Consider the following 14584-nt stretch of genomic DNA (forward strand, 5'->3'; position numbering starts at 1 on the left):
TAGATACCCGAAAGGCACAGGTGCATGAGCGAGTCGCAGCTCTGGGACGTCGTCGACGACTACATCACCACCCACCTCGCGCCCGACGACGACGTCCTGGACGCGGCGATCCGCGACAGCGAGGCCGCCGAGCTGCCGCAGATCGCCGTCACCGCGCCGCAGGGGAAGCTGCTCCAGCTCCTCGCGCAGATCCAGGGCGCCCGCACCATCCTGGAGATCGGCACCCTCGGCGGCTACAGCACCATCTGGCTGGCCCGCGCGCTGCCCGCCGACGGCCGCCTGGTCACCCTGGAGTACGACCCCCGGCACGCCGAGGTGGCCTCCCGCAACATCGCCCGCGCGGGCCTCGACAAGCTGGTCGACGTGCGGGTGGGCGCGGCGCTGGAGTCGCTGCCCCAGCTGGCCGACGAGAACCCGGCGCCCTTCGACCTGGTCTTCATCGACGCCGACAAGAGCAACAACCCGCACTACGTGGAGTGGGCGCTCAGGCTCACCCGCGAGGGCAGCCTGATCATCGTCGACAACGTGGTGCGCGGCGGCCGGGTGGCCGACGCGGACAGCACCGCGCCGGACGTCCAGGGCACCCGGACCGCCCTCGAACTGATCGGCAAGCACCCCCGGTTGGACGGCACCGCGATCCAGACGGTCGGCGGCAAGGGCTACGACGGCTTCGCGCTGGTCCGGGTGCTCGCCTAGCCGCTGGTCAGACCTCGTGGTAGAAGCCGACGTTGACGCTGCGCGGGGCGGTGCGGTCCTGGATGATGATCTCGCCGCTGCCGCCCCTGGGCAACGGGGCCGTACCCCCGTAGGACAGGGGCTGCGCGTACTCGCCGACGGTCAGCCGGACCTCCGAGGACGGGTCGGGCTGGGAGCCCTGCAGCCAGGTCACCTGCCAGGTGCCGTCGGGGCCGCACAGGAACTCCAGGTGGACCCGGGAGATGAACAGCCAGTCGTCCGGCGTCGAGAGCCTGCACACCGACTTGTCCCGGCCCAGCCGCAGCACGGCGCCCGGGTCACTGGGTGCGTCGGCCATGAGCATGCCGGCCGTGGCGCCCGCGTCCGCCGCGGAGACGGCGGCCATGGTGAGTTCGAGCACGTGCGCTCCTTCTGAGGTGCCTGAAGTGTTCTTACACAGCCGCCGCATGATAAATCGCCCGGCCATCACACGTCCGGCACAATGGACTCATGACCGAGCGAAAGCCACCCGGTGTTCCGTTCGAGTCCTGGGTGGACAAACAGATCCGCGAAGCGGAGAGACGGGGCGAGTTCGCCCAACTCCCCGGCGCGGGAAAGCCGTTGCCCGAAGGCACCGACACGACCTACGACGAACTGTGGTGGGTCAAGCGGAAGCTCGCCCGCGAGGGTCTGTCCTTCCTGCCACCCACCCTGGCCCTCCGCAAGGAGGCCGAGGACACCCTCGCGGCAGCCCTGCGGGCACCCACCGAGCGTTTGGTCCGCAAGCTCGTCGAGGACATCAACGTCAAGATCCGGGACGTCATGTTCAAGCCGCCACCCGGGCCCCCGCTGGGACTGAAGCCGTATGACGTCGAGGAGGTCGTACGGCGGTGGCGGGAGCTCCGGGAGGCGGCTGAGTAGGTCGACCGTCGTAGGGAGTCGCACGGAGTCGTACGGCTCCGTGCGACTCAGGTGGTCGGGACGGGCGGGGTCGGCGGGGCGGCGTCAGAGACGCAGCAGCCGGTCTGCCAGCTCGCGGTAGTCCCGCAGGGCCAGCCGGAGCTGCTCGGTGTCGGTGCTCGTCGCGGGCTTGCCCCCGTCGTCGCCGTCCGTGGAGTGCCAGGCCCCGCGGAGCGTACGACGACGCTGGGTCACGGCCTCGGTGAAGCGGGCGGCCGCCTCCTCCAGTACGTGGTCGGCCTCCGCCACGGAGTCCCGCGGCCCGTCCACGAACCCGGCGACGGCGTGGTGGAGTTGCTGGGACAGCTTCTCGCACTCGTCCCGCGGGAGCAGCGGACTGCCGTGACCGCCGGTCTCGCCGCGCGTGCCGACGCGGTCGGCGTGGTCGCCGGTCTGGTCGCGGATGACCGCCTGACCCGGGCTGCCCGCGCGGCCCGAGGCGCTGTCGCGGCCAGCGGTGGTCTCGCTGCCGAGCCCGCCGGACCCATCGAGCCCACCGGACCCGCCCTGCCCGCCGGTGCGACCGACCCCGTCGGTCCGGCCCGCTGTGGTGTCGGCGCCGGACCCCAGGCCACCTCGCGCGGTGTCGCCGCGGTGTGCCGTGTCGCCGGCCCGGGTCGTCCGGACGTCCGGCTCCGCCGGGGCCGTGTCGCGGGCCTTGTCACGGATCGTCGTTGTCGGGCCCTCGGGCCGCTCGGCGTGCGGGGTCGCGGTGGGCGCGTCCGTCGCCGGGTCGTGTCCGGGGGGTGTCGCGGGGCGGGTCGCCCGGCCCCTCGGCTTGCCGTCGCGCGGGGCGCCCTCGGCGCCCGGGCCGGTCATTGCGTCCGTCATGTCGGTCAACTCCCCTTCGCGTGACGCCTGGTGAATCCGCTCGGCAGGTGGGCGCGTCCGCCGCCACGGGCGGGCGCCGTACCGCGGTCGGACCGTTCGGCGAACTCCCGGGACCGGGCCCCGTGGTCCGCGTGGTCGCGCCGGTCGTGGTGGTCCTCGTGCCGGGCCGGGCTCACCAGGTCCTCGAACAGGGCCCGTGCCTCGACCATGGCCTCGCGCATCTCCTCGGTACCGGCGCGGCCGTCACCGTCCTGCCCGGCGACCGCGTCCGCGCGGGCGACGCGGTGCACCCGCCGGAAGCCCTGCACATGGTGCGCGTGGTGCACGGACAGCGCGGCGAGCTGCTCCTCGTACTGGGCTCCGTCCGGGAAGCCCCGCTCACCGGCCAGCTCGGCGAGCAACCGGTCCGCCTCGGCCACGGCCTCCCGCGGCGAGTCGACGAAGCGCTCCTGGGCCGCCGTCCAGCGCGCCTCGTACTGCTCGCGTCGGCCCGGCTCCAGCGGCCGCTGACGCAGCGACCCGTGCCGTTCCACGCGCTCGGTGAGTTCGCGCTCGGCGGCCTTGGTGTCCCCGTCGTGCCGGGACACGGCCCGGTCGTACTCGGGGCCGAAGCGCCGCTTCAGGTTCTGGCCGCCGGGCCCGCGCCGGGCCCGCAGAGCCAGGACGGCCGCGACGATGACGACGACGGCCACGATCAAAGCGATGATCACGCCTGTTGACATGAATGCCTTCCTGGGTCTCGACCCAACCGGCTCTCCCTGTGGGCCGGTTCCCCGAGCGGGTAGCCCGGACGGCGGCCCTCAAACGGTCTGCGCATTCGTGTCGGTCGCGTGTCGATTCGGCACCGGCCAGAACGGCGCGAGGGTGAGGGCATCGAGAAGGTGCCGGTGAAAACGCCCGGGGCGCCCGGGACGAGGAGTCTCGTCACGCAGGGCGTCGAGCGGGCGCGGGAGCCGGCGGCTCAGCTGAACCGGGGCAACGGGCGTCCGTCGTGCGGACGTTCAGCCTCCGAGCCGCACAGCTCGCTGTTGAGCTCCTCCACCAGCTGCGTCAGGTCCGTCGGCCGGTCCGGACCCCACCAGTCGCCGAGTAGTTCGGCCAGCGACTCGGCGCGGGCCTCGGCGAGCCGGTCGGCGACCTCGCCGCCCCGCTCCGTCAGCAGCAGGTCGGGGCCCTGTCGTTCGGCCAGTCGCCGCTCCTCGATCTGGCGGGCGGCCTCGATGACGACAATCAGCGGGACGGTGCTGCGCTCGGCGAGCAGGGCCGGTTCGACCCTGCCGTACCTCTTGATCCGCAGCAGCATCCAGCTGGCCGCGGGCAGGAGGTCGTACCCGGCGTCCGCGGTGATCTTCCGGTAGATCTCGCGCCTGCCCTCGCGGGTGCCGAGCACGGACAGCGCGCGGCAGACCTCGTCGTACGACGACCGCTCCACCGGGTTGCTGGCGAGCGTCTCCGTGACGTCCGGGGCGGTGACCGAGCCGCGCAGCCTGTCCTCCTTGAGGAACCAGGCCAGTACGAAACCGAGGACGGCGACGGGAACGGCGTACAGGAACACGTCGGTGATGGACGAGGCGTAGGCGTGCAGGGCGGGCTGGCGCAGGCCGGCCGGCAGGGCGGCGATCGTGCGCGGGTCGGACTCCAGCGCGGCCACCGAGGCGCCGGGCGGGAGCCGGGAACCGCTGAAGGCGTCGGTGAGCTGTTGGCCGAGACGGTTGGCGAAGAGGGTGCCGAAGACGGCGACACCGAAGGAGGCGCCGATGGACCGGAAGAAGGTCGCGCCGGAGGTGGCGACGCCGAGATCCTGGTACGAGACGGCGTTCTGCACGATCAGGACGAGGACCTGCATGACCAGGCCGAGGCCCAGCCCGAACACGAGGAAGGTGCCGCTCATGGCGGCGGTGGAGCTGTTCTCGTCGAGCCGGTGCAGGAGGAGCAGGCCGAGGGTGGTCACGCCGGTGCCGACGACCGGGAACACCTTCCAGCGGCCGGTGCGGCTGACGACCTGTCCGGAGAACGTCGACGCCAGCAGCAGTCCGAGCACCATCGGCAGCATGTGCACGCCGGACAGGGTCGGGGAGACGCCCTGGACGACCTGGAGGAAGGTCGGCAGATAGGTCATCGCGCCGAACATCGCGAAGCCGACGACGAAGCTGATGACGGCGGACAGCGCGAAGGTGCGGATCCGGAACAGCTTCAGCGGCAGGACCGGTTCGGCGGCCCGCCGCTCCACGGCCACGAACACCACGGCCAGTACGACGCCCAGCACCGCCAGGCCCACGATCTGCGGCGAGCCCCAGCCCCAGGTCGTACCGCCCAGGGACGCCACCAGCACCAGGCAGGTGGCGACGGACGCGATCAGGAACGTGCCGAGGTAGTCGATGACGTGCCGGGTGGACTTGCGTGGGATGCGCAGGGCGGTGGCGATGACGGCCAGCGCGACCACGCCGACGGGCAGGTTGACGTAGAAGACCCAGCGCCAGCTCAGATGCTCGGTGAACAACCCGCCCAGCAGCGGACCGAGCACGCTGGTCGTCCCGAAGACGGCACCGAACATCCCCTGGTAGCGGCCACGTTCGCGGGGCGGCACGAGGTCGCCCACGATGGCCATCGACAGCACCATCAGCCCACCGCCGCCGAGCCCCTGCAGGGCCCGGAACGCGATCAGCTGCGGCATGTCCTGCGCGGCGCCGCACAGCACCGAGCCCACCAGGAAGATCACGATCGCCATCTGGAACAGCCGCTTGCGCCCGTACTGGTCACCGAGTTTGCCCCACAGCGGGGTCGCGGCGGTCGAGGCGAGCAGGTACGCGGTCACCACCCAGGACAGGTGGTCCAGGCCGCCGAGCTCACTGACGATGGTGGGCAGCGCCGTCGACACGATGGTCGAGTCGAGGGCGGCGAGCAGCATCCCGAGGAGCAGGGCGCCGATGGAGACGAGGACGTTGCCGGGCACGTGCTCTTCCGGCGGGCCTTGCCCGTCCTGCCCTTCTCGCCCGTCCCGGTCGTGTTGACCGTCTCGCTCGTCTTGCCCTTCTTCGCCCTCTCCCACCTTTCCGGTCACACCGTGCGCGTCCCCGGCCATGAAGTCCTCCTGAGCGTCCCGTTTCGAGTTCCATCGTGATCGGTGTGACCGGTTATGGCCTGTTGAGTCCTTTTGGAAGCTGACGTTCCGGGGGCTCGGGGCGACGGTGTGAAGAAGATCTGCATAATCTCTGAAGTTCGCGAGGGGAGGGACGAACACGTGAACGACCCGAAGGGGCACCTGTGCCCGGAGTGCGGAACGCCCAGGGCTGCCGACAACACCCCGTCATGCGGCTGCACGCAGCGAGCGTCCGAGGCCCTGCGCGACGCGCGTACGGCGGAGGCGGCAGCCGCGGAGGACTTCGATCCGCTGCGGATACGCCCATATGTGGAGCTGCAGCCGAGCGAGGAGCCGGAACGGGGGGCGGCGGGAGAACTGGAGGCGGGGCCGAACGGGAAGCAGGGGGTCACGCCGGGGCCGCACGGGAAGCAGGGGGCGGAGGCGGCCAAGCGGGGGGCGGTGCCCGGTGACACGTCCGCCTCGTCCGACTCGCACGCTACGACCGACCCGGACGCGACTACGGCGCTTCCCCGGGTGAACGCGGATTCCGCGGGGCGCGAGCCCTGGCCCACCGTCCGAGGCCACCACCCGCCCACCGCACCGGGCGCCGCCAGGCCCGACCTGGACGCCACCGTCTCGCTGCCCGCCGTGCAGCCGACGTCCGCTCGTCCCGGCGTCGACGCGGTCTCCGCGCAGGCCGCGAACGACGCGACCGCCCTGCTCTCCACCACCGGCGCCGCCGCGACCCCGCCCGCCACGGATCCGGCCAAGGCGCCGGGCGCAGCCGCCGCCGACCCACCGGGCGCCGCCGATGCCACCGCCCTGCTGCCCGCCGTCGGCACGACGCCGTCCGCCCCCGCCGCCTCCCCCGCCGAGGCGACCGCCCCGCTGCCCGTGGCCGACGGGACGGCGCCCCCGCCCGCCGCAGATGCGTCCCGTGCGCCTGCCGACGCCACCTTCGGCACACCCGCCGCGCCCCCTGCCGACGTGACCTCCGTACTGCCGACCCCCTTGGCGCCGTCGGCCACCACTCCCAGCGTCAACGACCTGCGGATCTTCGCGGCGGACCGGGCGAAGGCAGGCACCGGCGACGAGGAGGGGACCGTCGGGTACCTGCCGGTCGAGGATGATCGGCGTCCGCGTAGGCGTCGCCGTACCGCTCTGCTCGCCGCCGGCGGGGCCGTGGTCGCCGTGGTGGCGGCGGCCGGGTTGGCCAGTGGGCTGTTCTCGTACGAGACGCCCGCCCGGGAAGGCGCGCCGCCGGAGGAGGTCCGGGCGGCCGTCCCGGACACCTCGACCAGCGCGGCGTCGGTGCCCCCGGAGACGGAGAGCGCGTCGGCGCCGACGACATCCGCCGCTCCGCCCCCGACCAGCGCGAGTCCCTCGCTCTCCTCGTCACCCTCGGCGTCCGCGTCCAGCGCCGCGCCGAGCCTGTCCGCCTCCACCCCGGCCGGGAGCCCGACGAGCACCGACGACGACGGCGCCGAAGCGGGCTCGGAACCCAGCGACGGGGCCGAGAACGACGAAGAGGTCGTCCCCGTCCTGCGCCGCGGCGACAGTGGTCCGGAGGTCACCGAGCTCCAGGAGCGCCTGCACCAGCGGTACCTGTACAACGGCGAGGTCGACGGCGACTTCAGCACCCAGGTCGAGGACGCGCTGAGCGCCTACCAGTTGTCCCGCGGCGTCGGCACCGACAACCCCGGCGTCTACGACCAGGAGACCCGCGCCGCGCTGGAGAAGGAGACCTCGGAGCCGTAGGCCCGTAGGCCCGTCGGCCTGCTCGTGGGAATGAAAGGGAGGCCGAGGGAGAAACCGCCCCTAGCCGAGGTGCAGCCTGATCGTCCCGTCCCCCGCCGACTCCACCCGCACCCCCGTCAGGTCCCGTACCAGCGCGTCCGGCCGGTGGAAGCCGGCCCTCGGGCCGACCCCGACGACCCGCATCCCGGCGTCGCGGCCGGCCTGGATGCCGGCGGCGGAGTCCTCGAAGACGACGCAGTCGGCCGGGGCCACGCCGAGTTCCGCGGCGCCCTTGAGGAATCCCTCGGGGTCGGGCTTGCTCGCGCCGACGGACTCGGCGGTGACGCGGACGTCGGGCAGGTCCAGTCCCGCCGCGGCCATGCGCGCGGTGGACAGCGGGACGTCGGCGGAGGTCACCAGGGCGTGCGGAAGCCCGCGCAGGGACGCGAGGAACTGCGGCGCGCCCGGGATCGCGACGACACCGTTCATGTCCGCCGTCTCCTCGGCGAGCATCCGCGCGTTGTCGGCGTGGTTCTGCTCCATCGGGCGGTCGGGCAGCAGCAGCGCCATCGAGGCGTAGCCCTGCCGGCCGTGGACGACCTTCATGACCTCGCCCTCGTCCAGCCTGTGCTGTTCGGCCCAGCGGCGCCAGATCCGTTCGACCACGGCGTCCGAGTTGACGAGCGTGCCGTCCATGTCGAGCAGGAGAGCGCGGGCGGTGAGCACGGTGGACGGGACGGTGGCCGTCATCGGCAGCTCCAAAGACACGGTGAGGGGGCCTGGGGTGTCTCCACTGTGCCCCGGAGGGACAAGGTGGCCCCGCCCGCCGGTCAGGGAGAACAGGCGGGGACCACTTTGTTCCTCAACGGTACAAAAGAAGTGCGGCTCCCGCCACCGTCTTCCGAAACAGTTCACTGGACGTTCAGCTCGGTCGGCGGACCCGGACGGCCTCAGCCGGCCACCGCCTCCCACAGGCTCCACACCCCGAGCGCCAGCATCAGGACCGCCGCGATCTTCGTGATGAGCCGCAGCGGCACCCTCTTCATCAGGGCCTTTCCGCCGACGATGCCGAGTCCGGCCACCGCCCACAGCGCCAGCACCGCCCCAAGACCGACGGAGACGGGGTCGTCGTAGCGGGCGGCGAGGTTGGCCGTCATGATCTGGGTCAGATCGCCGAACTCGGCGACCAGGATCAGCATGAACCCCGCGCCCGCGACCTTCCAGAAGGACTGGTTCTCCGGCTTGCGGATCTCCGCGTCGCCGTCCGCCTCGTCCTTCGTCCTCAGCAGCACGGCGGCGCCGCCCAGGAACAGCACCCCCGTCACCGCGTGCACGATCTGCTGCGGCAGCAGGGTCAGCACGCTGCCGGCCGCGACCGCGAGCACGACATGGAGCGCGAAGGCGGCGGCGACGCCCGCGAAGACATAGGAGGCGCGGTAGCGGGTGCCGAGGACGAGACCGGCGAGCGCGGTCTTGTCCGGCAGTTCGGCGAGGAAGACGACGCCGAAGACGAGCGCCGTCACGGTGAAGCTGATCAAGGTTCCTCAATCGGTCGGGGCCGCCCCGCCGAGAGTGCTGAGCCTTTGGAAGAGTTTCGCGTGCGACCCTTCGAAGCGACACCTCGGCACGGCAGCACACTTGTCACCCGTACCGGAACGGCACGGGCACGTACTGCTTGCCGAAGGTCTCGCTGGCCGACCCCACGGCCCGAAGGATCCGAGGATCCAAGGTCGATCGAGGTCCGCCTCCGGGCGCCGGCTCAGACGAGCTGAGCAGTATGTCGACGGTCCGGCGAAGAGCTACTCCCCTTCTGCGCCGTCCATCGTACGCGAAGCCCTCACGTCACACGCCTTGTCGTGTCATGCTCACGTCACTAGCTTCTCACCGTACGCACATCTCCCCGCAATGCGGAGTGGCGAGCATGTCCTCGCTCGCACTCCAACGCCCCCGCCCCCCAAGGGAGTTCGCATGCCGAAGTTCTACGCGCGTCGACGGCTCAGCATACTCGCGGCGCTCACCGGAGTCATGGCTTCCGTCGCGCTGTTCAACGGCCCGACCGCCTCCGCCGCCCTCCCCACCCCGGTCAGCGCCGCCACCGCCCGCACCTACCTCGCCTCGCTCACCGTGGCCACCGAGGACCGCACCGGCTACGACCGCGACCTGTTCCCGCACTGGATCACCCAGTCCGGCACCTGCAACACCCGTGAGACGGTCCTCAAGCGCGACGGCTCGAGCGTCGTCACCGACTCCGCCTGCGCCGCCACCAGCGGCAGTTGGTACTCCCCCTACGACGGCGCCACCTGGACCGCCGCATCCGACCTCGACATCGACCACCTCGTCCCGCTCGCCGAGGCCTGGGACTCCGGTGCGAGCGGCTGGACGACCTCCCGGCGCCAGGCCTTCGCCAACGACCTCACCCGCCCGCAGCTGATCGCCGTCACCGACAACGTCAACCAGGCCAAGGGCGACCAGGACCCGGCCACCTGGATGCCGTCACGCACGGCCTACCGCTGCACCTACGTCCGCGCCTGGGTCCAGGTGAAGTACTACTACGACCTCTCGGTCGACTCGGCCGAGAAGAGCGCGCTGACGAACTACCTGGCGAGCTGCTGACCGCTGTCGGCCGGTCGTCGACCGCCCTTACCGCGACGCTCAGACGCCCCTCTCGTCAGCCACTCACACAGGATCCGCACACCCGGATTCCCGAACCGTGATGCCCGGAACCTCCCCGAGCACCTCCGTCGTTCCGTACCGTACGGGGCGACGGAGGAGGGCGATCACGTGGCGGGACTGCGCCTGGGACCACTGCTGAGGTATGTCGACGGCTCGTCCGCGACCGTATGGGTCGAGACCAGCCGTCCGTGCGCCGCCGAGGTGCGCTGCGCGGACGGCACCCGCGGCGAGGCCCGCTCCTTCCAGATCGAGGGGCATCACTACGCCCTCGTCCCGGTGACCGGGCTCACTCCGGGCACCACGCGGTCGTACGAGGTGCTCCTGGACGGCAAGCGGGTGTGGCCGCTGCCCGACTCCCCCTTCCCGGGCTCCGTCATCCACACCCCGAGCGAGGACGCCCCGGTCCGGGTCGCCTTCGGCTCCTGCCGCTGGGCCGCGCCCCCGGCCGGTGAGAAGGACCCGGTCGGCCCGGACGCCCTGGACACCCTGGCCGCCCGGATCGCGGGCGACCCGGAGGGCGAACGGCCCGACGTGCTGTTGCTGCTGGGCGACCAGGTGTACGCCGACGAGACCTCACCGGCGACCCGTCGCTGGCTCGCCGCCCGCCGCGACCTGAGCGACCCGCCGGGCGGCGAGGTCGCCGACTACGAGGAGTACACCCACCTCTATTACGAGTCCTGGCTGGACCCCGAGATCCGCTGGCTGCTGTCCACCGTCCCCAGCTGCATGATCTTCGACGACCACGACGTCATCGACGACTGGAACACCTCCGCCGCCTGGCTCCGGGACATGCGGGAGACCGGTTGGTGGCAGGAACGGCTGATGAGCGGACTGATGTCGTACTGGGTGCACCAGCACCTGGGGAACCTGTCACTCGACGAACTGGCCGCCGATCCGCTGTACGCGGCCGTGCTCGGGGTTCCCGACGGCACCGACGCGCTGCGTGCCTTCGCCGCCGGGGCCGACGCCGATTCCGCCTCGGTGCGCTGGAGCTACCGGCGCGACTTCGGCCGCGTCCGGCTGCTGATGGTGGACAGCAGGGCGGCCCGCGTCCTCGCCGAGGAGAACCGCTCGATGCTCGACGCCGGCGAGGAGCGGTGGCTGCGCGAGCAGGCGCTGGACAGGCGGGAGTCGTACGACCACCTCCTCATCGGCACCTCGCTGCCCTGGCTGCTGCCCCACCTGGTGCACGACGCCGAGGCGTGGAACGCGTCGCTGTGCCGGGGCGACAAGGGCGCCCGCTGGGCCCGCTTCGGCGAGGACCTGCGCCGCAAGGCCGACCTGGAGCACTGGGCGGCCTTCCCGGCGTCCTTCGACGCGCTGGCGGCGTTGATCGCCGAGGTCGGTTCGGGGCCGGAGGCGCCGGCCACCGTACTGGTGCTGTCCGGGGACGTGCACCACGCGTACGTGGCCGAGGCGACGTGGCCGTCGGGAGCGTCCACGGGGGCCGGTTCGGGCGCACCGGACGCCCGTGTCCTCCAGCTGACCTGCTCCCCCGTCCACAACTCGATCCCGCTGTCGATAAGGCTCGGCTTCCGCTTCGGCTGGAGCGCGGTGGCCCGGGCTCTCGGCCGGCGCTTCGCCCGGCACGGCGGCTGTGGCCGGCCGGCGGTCAGCTGGCGGAAGACGAGCGGTCCCTGGTTCGGCAACCAGCTCATGACCCTGACGCTGCGCGGCCGTTCGGCACGGCTGCGACTGGAGCAGGCGCAGGAGACGCGCGGGGCGAAGCCCCGGCTGGAGACGGTCGTGGAGTCCGATCTCGTCCCGTAATCGCCGGGTTGGGCCCGTTTGTTGCGCCCGTGACCCGTGATGCTCGTGACGCGGCACACAGTCGAGACCCCCGGGGGTCGGCTCCCGCGGCGGCCGACGGCATGATGAGGCGGACGGTCCGCTTTCAGCCACCCTTGTACCCCTCCCCCCACCCCGCCTTCCGCCGCATTCCACCGCCCCTCCGCCGCCCTCCGTCGCGAACCAGCCCGTCACGCGCCCCACACGCCCGGGAGCCCCCCTTGCCCGCACCGACCACGGACCACGCGCCCGTCTCCGTCGCCCTGGTCGGCGCCGGGCCGCGTGGCACCAGCGTCCTGGAGCGCCTGAGCGCCTCCGCACCCGAACTCCTGTCGGCCGACGCCCGGTTGACGGTCCACGTCATCGATCCCGAGCCGCCCGGCGCCGGCCGCGTCTGGCGCACCGCGCAGTCGCCCGAGCTGCTGATGAACACCGTGGCCTCGCAGGTGACCCTGTTCACCGACGACAGCGTGGACTGCTCGGGACCGATCCGGCCGGGCCCCAGCCTGCACGAATGGGCGGACGGCGCGCTGGGCCCGGACGACTACCCCACCCGCGCCCAGTACGGCCAATACCTGGAGTGGGTGTTCGCGCGGGCGGTGGAGGAGGCGTCGTCCGAGCTGCGCGTCGAGACGCACACGGCACGCGCGGTACGGCTGGAGGACGCGCCGGACGGCCGCCAGTCGCTCACCCTCGACGACGGCCGGGTCCTGTCCGGCCTGTCCGCCGTCGTCCTCGCCCAGGGTCACCTGCCGGTCGTCGCGGACCCGGCGGTCCGGCGGCACACCGAATACGCCGAACGCCACGGCCTGCGCCACATCCCGCCGGCCAACCCGGCCGACGTGGACCTGTCCCCCGTCGGCCCCGGCGAGCCGGTGCTGTTGCGGGGCCTGGGTCTCAACTTCTTCGATCACATGGCCCTGTTGACGACCGGTCGCGGCGGCCGGTTCGTCCACGACGGCCAGGAGCTGCGCTACACACCCTCGGGTCGTGAACCACGGCTGTACGCGGGCTCACGGCGCGGCATCCCGTACCAGGCGCGCGGCGACAACGCCAAGGGCCCCTACGGCCGTCACCTCCCGAGGGTCCTCACCGACGACACGATCGCCCGCTTCCGCAAGCGCGCCGACTCCGGTGAGGCCCCGGACTTCCTCACCGAGATATGGCCCCTGGTGGCGAAGGAGGTGGAGACGGTCTACTACGAAGGCCTCGTCGGGGACAGCGAGTTCGGCGCCACGGAGCTGTGGGCCACCATGTTCGGGCCCACGACCTTCCGGGACCGTTTCCTCGCCACCGCGCACGGCAGCACCGAGGAGAGGGCCGTCCTCGACGAGTTCGCCGTGCAGGAGACCGACCGCTGGTCCTGGGACCGGATCTGCCGCCCGTACGCGGGACGCGACTTCGCCGATCCCGGCGCCTGGCGGGAGTGGCTCCTCGACCACCTGCGCGAGGACGCCGCCGAGGCCGCGCTCGGCAATGTCGCCGGTCCGCTGAAGGCCGCCCTCGACGTCCTGCGCGACCTGCGCAACGAACTGCGGCAGATCGTCGACCACGGCGGACTCGCCGGCAGCTCCCGCCGGGACCATCTGGACGGCTGGTACACCCCGCTCAACGCCTACCTGTCCATCGGGCCGCCCCGGCGGCGCGTCGAGGAGCTGGCCGCGCTGGTGAGGGCGGGAGTGGTGGAGGTGCTCGGGCCGCGCCTGGAGGTCCGCGAGGAGGACGGGGCCTGGGTGGCGCACTCCCCGGAGGTCCCCGGCTCCGACGTCCGCGTGAGCATCCTCATAGAGGCGCGGCTCCCGGAGCCGGATCTGCGCCGGACCGCCGACGAGTTGCTCGCCGGGTTGCTGAGGACCGGCCAGTGCCGACCGCATCTGGCCGACGGCTACGAGACCGGCGGGCTGGACGTGACCCGGCGGCCCTATCACCTGATTGACCGTCAAGGGCGTGTCCACACAAGGAGGTTCGCCTTCGGGGTTCCCACGGAGGGCGTGCACTGGGTGACCGCGGCGGGAGCCCGCCCAGGTGTGGATTCGGTCACCCTTTCGGACGCGGATGCGGTGGCGAGAGGCGTCCTACGTGCGGCGGCGGGCGAAACGGGAGGGGAAACAGAGACAAAGTCATGGCCAAATGTTGAACTTGCAAGCATTGATTAGGCGCACCTAACGTGGGAGCTCCGCTCGGTCCATCCCCCAGACCGGTTCCCTCCCCGGGACCGGCCCACCGAAGGAGTTCCCCCCACCATGACCGGACGCCTCAACAGCGCCCAGCCGTACGCCCTCGGTCTGTTCCGTATCGTCGTCGGCCTGCTCTTCGCCTGCCACGGCGCCTCGTCGCTCTTCGGCGTCCTCGGTGGCGCCGACGGCAACGGCGGCACGGTCGACGCCGGCGCCTGGCCCAACTGGTACGCGGCCGTCATCGAACTGATCGGCGGCTCCCTCGTGTTGATCGGCCTGGGCACGCGGGCCGCCGCGTTCGTCTCCTCGGGCGCGATGGCCTACGCGTACTTCAAGGTGCACCAGCCCAACGGCCTGTGGCCGATGGAGAACAGCGGCGAGGGTGCGGCGATGTTCTGCTGGGCCTTCCTGCTGCTGGTCTTCACCGGCTCCGGCGCCTTCGGCCTGGACCGGCTGTTCGCCAAGCGCTCGGCGGCCTCGGAGGAGCCCGCCAGGCAGCAGGATCCGGTGACGGCCTGACCCGGCCGGTCCGCCGCGTACCACGGCGCCCGTCCCGCGCGACCCGCTGATGTAGCTGTACGCGGCGAACAGGGCGCCGAAGCCCGCGACGGTCGTACCGAGCGCCAGCCAGACGGGGAGGGACTTCAGCGCCGCGAGTTCG

At 72.2% G+C, this 14584-nt stretch carries 13 protein-coding genes; 7 read left to right on the forward strand and 6 right to left on the reverse strand.

The annotated features are described in order from the left end of the window. Positions 1 to 24: 24 nt before the first annotated feature. Entirely contained in the window at positions 25 to 696 is a 672-nt protein-coding gene (locus ABZ027_RS07495; protein ID WP_356765334.1) for an O-methyltransferase, read from the forward strand. A gap of 7 nt (positions 697 to 703) precedes the next feature. On the opposite strand, the gene ABZ027_RS07500 is transcribed toward ABZ027_RS07495, so the two are convergent. Then, the gene (locus ABZ027_RS07500; RefSeq protein WP_356765336.1) at positions 704 to 1096 is read right to left on the reverse strand and encodes a hypothetical protein; all 393 of its coding nucleotides are present in this window, start codon (positions 1094 to 1096) and stop codon (positions 704 to 706) included. A gap of 89 nt (positions 1097 to 1185) precedes the next feature. Between ABZ027_RS07500 and ABZ027_RS07505 the strand changes: the two genes are divergently transcribed. Beyond that, complete coding sequence (locus ABZ027_RS07505) at positions 1186 to 1596, forward strand: DUF1992 domain-containing protein (protein WP_356765338.1); 411 nt, start codon at positions 1186 to 1188, stop codon at positions 1594 to 1596. 84 nt (positions 1597 to 1680) lie between these two features. On the opposite strand, the gene ABZ027_RS07510 is transcribed toward ABZ027_RS07505, so the two are convergent. From ABZ027_RS07510 to ABZ027_RS07520, 3 genes are all read right to left on the reverse strand, one after another. Next, positions 1681 to 2466 carry a hypothetical protein gene (locus ABZ027_RS07510; protein WP_356765340.1) on the reverse strand — a complete coding sequence of 262 codons (786 nt, stop codon included), beginning with the start codon at positions 2464 to 2466 and terminating at the stop codon, positions 1681 to 1683. A 5-nt stretch (positions 2467 to 2471) separates the two neighbouring features. After that, complete coding sequence (locus ABZ027_RS07515) at positions 2472 to 3188, reverse strand: hypothetical protein (protein ID WP_356765342.1); 717 nt, start codon at positions 3186 to 3188, stop codon at positions 2472 to 2474. Positions 3189 to 3427: 239 nt separating this feature from the next. Further along, a complete protein-coding gene (locus ABZ027_RS07520; protein WP_356765344.1) occupies positions 3428 to 5548 on the reverse strand; it encodes an MFS transporter in 2121 nt (706 codons plus the stop codon). Positions 5549 to 5707: 159 nt separating this feature from the next. On the opposite strand from ABZ027_RS07520, the gene ABZ027_RS07525 reads away from it, so the two are divergent. Then, the gene (locus ABZ027_RS07525; RefSeq protein ID WP_356765346.1) at positions 5708 to 7306 is read left to right on the forward strand and encodes a peptidoglycan-binding protein; all 1599 of its coding nucleotides are present in this window, start codon (positions 5708 to 5710) and stop codon (positions 7304 to 7306) included. Positions 7307 to 7366: 60 nt separating this feature from the next. On the opposite strand, the gene ABZ027_RS07530 is transcribed toward ABZ027_RS07525, so the two are convergent. After that, positions 7367 to 8035 carry an HAD family hydrolase gene (locus ABZ027_RS07530; RefSeq protein ID WP_356765348.1) on the reverse strand — a complete coding sequence of 223 codons (669 nt, stop codon included), beginning with the start codon at positions 8033 to 8035 and terminating at the stop codon, positions 7367 to 7369. 200 nt (positions 8036 to 8235) lie between these two features. Further along, a complete protein-coding gene (locus ABZ027_RS07535) occupies positions 8236 to 8823 on the reverse strand; it encodes a TMEM165/GDT1 family protein (RefSeq protein ID WP_356765350.1) in 588 nt (195 codons plus the stop codon). A 430-nt stretch (positions 8824 to 9253) separates the two neighbouring features. Between ABZ027_RS07535 and ABZ027_RS07540 the strand changes: the two genes are divergently transcribed. The 4 genes from ABZ027_RS07540 to ABZ027_RS07555 all read left to right on the forward strand — a co-directional run bounded on the left by ABZ027_RS07540 (position 9254) and on the right by ABZ027_RS07555 (position 14442). Beyond that, a complete protein-coding gene (locus tag ABZ027_RS07540) occupies positions 9254 to 9898 on the forward strand; it encodes an HNH endonuclease family protein (protein ID WP_356765352.1) in 645 nt (214 codons plus the stop codon). A gap of 168 nt (positions 9899 to 10066) precedes the next feature. After that, positions 10067 to 11728, forward strand: coding sequence for an alkaline phosphatase D family protein (locus ABZ027_RS07545; protein WP_356765354.1), 1662 nt, complete (start codon positions 10067 to 10069; stop codon positions 11726 to 11728). Positions 11729 to 11967: 239 nt separating this feature from the next. Then, positions 11968 to 13902 carry an FAD/NAD(P)-binding protein gene (locus tag ABZ027_RS07550; protein ID WP_356765356.1) on the forward strand — a complete coding sequence of 645 codons (1935 nt, stop codon included), beginning with the start codon at positions 11968 to 11970 and terminating at the stop codon, positions 13900 to 13902. An 87-nt stretch (positions 13903 to 13989) separates the two neighbouring features. Continuing rightward, positions 13990 to 14442, forward strand: coding sequence for a DoxX family protein (locus ABZ027_RS07555; protein WP_356765358.1), 453 nt, complete (start codon positions 13990 to 13992; stop codon positions 14440 to 14442). Positions 14443 to 14584: the final 142 nt, after the last annotated feature.

Source organism: Streptomyces sp. NPDC006332, from assembly GCF_040612855.1.
Taxonomy (GTDB): domain Bacteria; phylum Actinomycetota; class Actinomycetes; order Streptomycetales; family Streptomycetaceae; genus Streptomyces.

Bases quoted from the DNA above. Each gene is read 5' to 3' on its own strand.
- ABZ027_RS07555 (WP_356765358.1), top strand. From the start codon at position 13,990: ATGACCGGACGCCTCAACAGCGCCCAGCCGTACGCCCTCGGTCTGTTC.
- ABZ027_RS07515 (WP_356765342.1), bottom strand. From the start codon at position 3,188: ATGTCAACAGGCGTGATCATCGCTTTGATCGTGGCCGTCGTCGTCATC.
- ABZ027_RS07505 (WP_356765338.1), top strand. From the start codon at position 1,186: ATGACCGAGCGAAAGCCACCCGGTGTTCCGTTCGAGTCCTGGGTGGAC.
- ABZ027_RS07495 (WP_356765334.1), top strand. From the start codon at position 25: ATGAGCGAGTCGCAGCTCTGGGACGTCGTCGACGACTACATCACCACC.
- ABZ027_RS07540 (WP_356765352.1), top strand. From the start codon at position 9,254: ATGCCGAAGTTCTACGCGCGTCGACGGCTCAGCATACTCGCGGCGCTC.
- ABZ027_RS07520 (WP_356765344.1), bottom strand. From the start codon at position 5,548: ATGGCCGGGGACGCGCACGGTGTGACCGGAAAGGTGGGAGAGGGCGAA.
- ABZ027_RS07530 (WP_356765348.1), bottom strand. From the start codon at position 8,035: ATGACGGCCACCGTCCCGTCCACCGTGCTCACCGCCCGCGCTCTCCTG.
- ABZ027_RS07510 (WP_356765340.1), bottom strand. From the start codon at position 2,466: ATGACGGACGCAATGACCGGCCCGGGCGCCGAGGGCGCCCCGCGCGAC.